Source organism: Candidatus Thiosymbion oneisti (assembly GCF_004359955.1).
Taxonomy (GTDB): Bacteria; Pseudomonadota; Gammaproteobacteria; order Chromatiales; family Chromatiaceae; genus Thiosymbion; species Thiosymbion oneisti.
On sequence record NZ_SMSC01000064.1, the window covers coordinates 1 to 4090 of the forward strand.

A 4090-nucleotide genomic window follows, 5' to 3' on the forward strand; every position below is an offset into this window, starting at 1 on the left:
CAACAGGTAAGCCATCGCCTCTGGCGGTGGGCTCCGAAAGGCTCGGCCATTCCGTCGCGCATGGGACTATAGTAGAGATGATCTCCCTCCCATCAACCAAAGTGGAAGAAGATCATCATGCGAGATTGGCAAAACCAATCCCACATAAAATGGTACTGCAAATACCATCTTGTATTTGTGCCGAAATATCGTCGGCGTGCGATTTATCGGAGGAATTCTCCGAGAGTTGTGTCAGCAACAAGGGATCGAGCTTGTTGTAAGGGCACGCCATAGTGGACCACATTTTACCGAGGTATCAAGATAGACGCGAAGTTTCTTCATTTTTTGCTGCGCCTAACGTAAAGCTCAGCCGCTGCCCAAAGCGACGCGAGCGTAACGAGCGGCACTTTGGGCAGTCGGTTGGAGCTTTTTGTTAGCAGTTTTATTCGGGAAGGGTTTTGAATATTTTGTTGCACTCGGAATGATCTCTGCTCTTGTGAACAGGATACGTTAATAGACGAACACCAAAATTCTCACTAAAATACCTCTTAAATATCTGTCCACGATTTTCCATGGTTGCGTAATGAAGAGGAGTATTTCCGTTTGTAATAGTCCGTACCCATTGAAGTAGTGATTGCAGGTTAGGATCTTTAAAAGATAAGCCCGCAAACAAAATAGTATATTCCGATAAAATCGTCTTCATGAAATTTCGGAACGGCTCGTTGTTAAACATTATTTGGCGATAAGCTAATGGGCCAAACACGATGCTTTCACGCTGTTCCCATGTGCCGTGTGGCTTAATAACTGGTATTAAATTACCGTTTTGACTGGACAAGCAGGAAAGCGCTTGATTCATATCTGTAGGGTTAATATGAGGAGTTACGACGAAAGGCTGCTATCCGGCTCTAGCCCAGTAACGCTCCACAAGGTTATCGTAATTTGTTGTGATAACTCCTGCAAATTTCTTTTTTGATAAGATTTCATGAATTATTGAGCCATCTGCTGTAGCTAACCTATTTCTAAGATAGTCAGAAAAATTCTTTTTTGGTAATTTGTAATCAAGCCATTCAGACAGTGCTAAAAGCTCCCCATGTTTCATTAAATCGTTCATCTCATCTATTGTTTGTTGATCAAGTGGATCAACTGCATGCAATAAATTTAGAAGTTCTTCTACCATTTGCCACCATGCGGGAAGACTTTCCCCATTACTATCATGCGCACCAAGAGATGCGCCCGCCCCGAGAAATAAAGCGCATTTTCGGTTGCTTATCTCATCAAATAATGCTTGAGGTACGTCACTATGCCTTTGTACGTATGACATATTGAATGACATTGTATGGACTTCACCCGGCATAAATTCACCTCCGACACTTCTATGCGTGATTTTTCTACTGCTAACGTCACCCATAAGCCGTGCCATACTGCACTGCGATAATGCTTCAGAACTTCTCCGAGCTCGATGCGCAGTATGGCGTCGGCTTGATGGGCGTGTTAGGCGATTTTTACATTGGCTAGAAACTTAATTGAGCCCGGTCCCTTTTCTTCTTTTCTTTTTTGGGGCTAGCTAAAGCTTTCAATTTTCTCTTTGCACAATTTATCTGTTAGCTCTTTCAATTGGCTCACACGCTCAGCTAACCATGCCAACTGCTCTTTTGTAATTGTATAGCTTGGTTTGTAACGGGCATCCACATAAGCCTTTCGGAGAAGTTTAAAGCACACTTTCTCTTCTTCTGTGGCCTTTGGAAATATCGATAAAAATTTAGGTTCAATACTCCCAACTCTCTGGCTGAGCTTCTCCAAATCATGAGTACTTGGTTTATAGCGAGTAAATACTAATAAGATTGTACCATACAAACGTTCAGTCGCTTGATGGAGTAAAAATGCAGCCATACTTAGATATTTGTCATCCGTTAACCCTTTGCTAAAATTGTACTGGTGGTCTTCAATAAATATTTCCGCTTGACCAAACCAATACTCAAAATCTTCTTCAGCGAGCTTTTTCCTCTCTAAGCCAGTAATTTCTTTTGGCTCTGCCAATTCAAATTTACCCGAGTCATATAGAAGGATGCCTTCCCGCAAAATATCAATATAAAAATACTGGCTTTTCCTCAGCCGCCGATTTACAAACTGGATATCTTCGGCAATCAGGCTGATTGGAGTTCGGTGGATAGTTTTGATCAAACGTTGAGCAAGTTGACTGTTTTGCTCAATTTTGCTTGCTTGACGGGGTGTTTCGGTAATAACAAGTAAATCGAAATCGCTTTGATAGCGGTAGAGAAGTGTTTCCGGGTCAAGGTCTTCAACCCAGTCACCACGGGCATAACTCCCAAACAATATAAGCATATCGAAATTAATCTCTTCTCGAATGATTTCGATAGCTCTTTGTAATTCCTGCTGTTTTTGATCTGGCAGATGTTCAAGTGATGTTTTCATACTCTAGTAATAATTGCCACTCATGTAGATTCATAGCGCCGGTTCCTCTTGAGATGCCTAACAGGTAGTAGACGGCGAGTCGCCGTGTTTAAGTACGTCGAAACGCCTTATATACCACAATCCATACTGGTACCTGGTTTCGATTGATACTGCTGGCTTTGACGCTGGAGTGTGAGAGTCAACCAGAGGTTGTGAATTTGCAATATCGGTCGAAACTAGGATCCTTGAGGGACCCGAAGCTTTACAAATGAGTCAAGTTTGTGCGCGGCACAAAAAATCGAGTAGTAACCCTTTAGTCCCCTTCGAATTTAACGCCAGGGCGCAATAACGCAAAGATCATTTTGGTTTTCTTTGCGTCGTGGCGACCTAGCGCCTTGGCGTTAAACGACAAGCACATGGATTCACACCAATGTTAGGTTTGTGCCTATCTGGTTTCCGGACCAAAATTCACGCCTTGCTGGTCTGAGGCGAAGCCTCGCTGGGTACTAAGGCATCGAATCCAATTCCGCTCCTTCCTTCTTTACCGGCATCAGATCGGCCTTGCTCACACCCATGAGGATGACGGAGGTGCTGGCTACATAGATGGACGAGTAGGTGCCGATGACGACGCCTACGATCAACGCCAAGGCGAAGCTGTGGATGATCTCGCCGCCGAAGATGAACAGGGCCGATAACACCAGCAAGGTGGTGAAGGAGGTCACCAGGGTGCGCGCGATGGTCTGGTTGAGGGAGGTATTGATGACGGCTATCGCATCGCCCTTGCGGATCTTGCGGAAGTTCTCTCGAATGCGGTCGAAGACCACGATGGTGTCGTTCAGGGAATAGCCGATAACCGCTAATACGGCCGCCAGCACCGGCAGATCGAATGGAATCCGGAACAGGGCGAACAGGCCGATGGTGATGAGTACGTCGTGCACCAGGGCGATGACGGAGCCTACGGCAAACCGGTACTCGAAGCGCAGGGCTACATAGATGAGGATCCCCAGAATGGCGTAGAGCATGGCCAGGCCGCCGTCCTCGGTGAGCTCGTCACCCACCTGGGGGCCGACGAACTCCACCCGGCGCAGCTCCACCCGGCCTTCGGCGGCGGCGCTTAAGGAACTAAAAACCCGGTCGCTGAGGTCCGATCCAATCGTATTTCCCGCCTCGGGCGCGATACGGATCAGCACGTCCCGCGAGGTCCCGAAGTGCTGCACCGTGGTATCCGGGAGCCCACCGGTCGCAAGACCCGCACGCACGGACTCGAGCTCCACCGCGTCCTCGTAGCCCACCTCGATCAGGGTGCCGCCGGTGAAGTCGAGCCCGAAGTTGAGCCCGCGCATGGCGAGTGCAGCGACGGCGACCAGGATGAGGACGGCGGAAAAGAGCATCGCTTCCCGACGCCGGCCCATGAAATCGATCTTCAGATCCTTGAGCAGTCGCATCTGCATCTTTCGGCCCCCTTTACATGGGAATCATTTTTATCCGCAAATGAAGTCCGCAAATAAACGCTAATGGACGCAAATCGGTCGCAAAAGACCAGATTATTTTTATTTTTTCTGTCCACAGATTATGCCGATTCTCACAGATTGCTTCGTTTTAATCTGCGAGAGCCCGCATCATCTGCCGATAGATTGAAGCTACCGGATTATTTTTCCCATACTCAATCCGAAGCTCGGCGGTTCCGCCTTTTGCTGCT

General features: G+C 47.3%; 4 protein-coding genes and 1 pseudogene. 1 reads left to right on the forward strand and 4 read right to left on the reverse strand.

The window, feature by feature from the left end:
* Positions 1-117: 117 nt before the first annotated feature.
* Positions 118-256, forward strand: a pseudogene (locus E1958_RS21495) (transposase); the annotation flags it as partial.
* 165 nt (positions 257-421) lie between these two features.
* Here E1958_RS21495 and E1958_RS22200 read toward each other — a convergent pair.
* From E1958_RS22200 to secF, 4 genes are all read right to left on the reverse strand, one after another.
* Positions 422-835 carry an SIR2 family NAD-dependent protein deacylase gene (locus E1958_RS22200; RefSeq protein WP_133513311.1) on the reverse strand — a complete coding sequence of 138 codons (414 nt, stop codon included), beginning with the start codon at positions 833-835 and terminating at the stop codon, positions 422-424.
* 39 nt (positions 836-874) lie between these two features.
* Positions 875-1333 carry an SIR2 family protein gene (locus E1958_RS19235; protein ID WP_133513312.1) on the reverse strand — a complete coding sequence of 153 codons (459 nt, stop codon included), beginning with the start codon at positions 1331-1333 and terminating at the stop codon, positions 875-877.
* A gap of 206 nt (positions 1334-1539) precedes the next feature.
* Entirely contained in the window at positions 1540-2412 is an 873-nt protein-coding gene (locus E1958_RS19240) for a HEPN domain-containing protein (protein ID WP_133513313.1), read from the reverse strand.
* A 485-nt stretch (positions 2413-2897) separates the two neighbouring features.
* Positions 2898-3836, reverse strand: a complete 939-nt coding sequence (secF, locus tag E1958_RS19245) for a protein translocase subunit SecF (protein ID WP_165742375.1) — start codon at positions 3834-3836, stop codon at positions 2898-2900.
* Between the last annotated feature and the right edge of the window lie 254 nt (positions 3837-4090).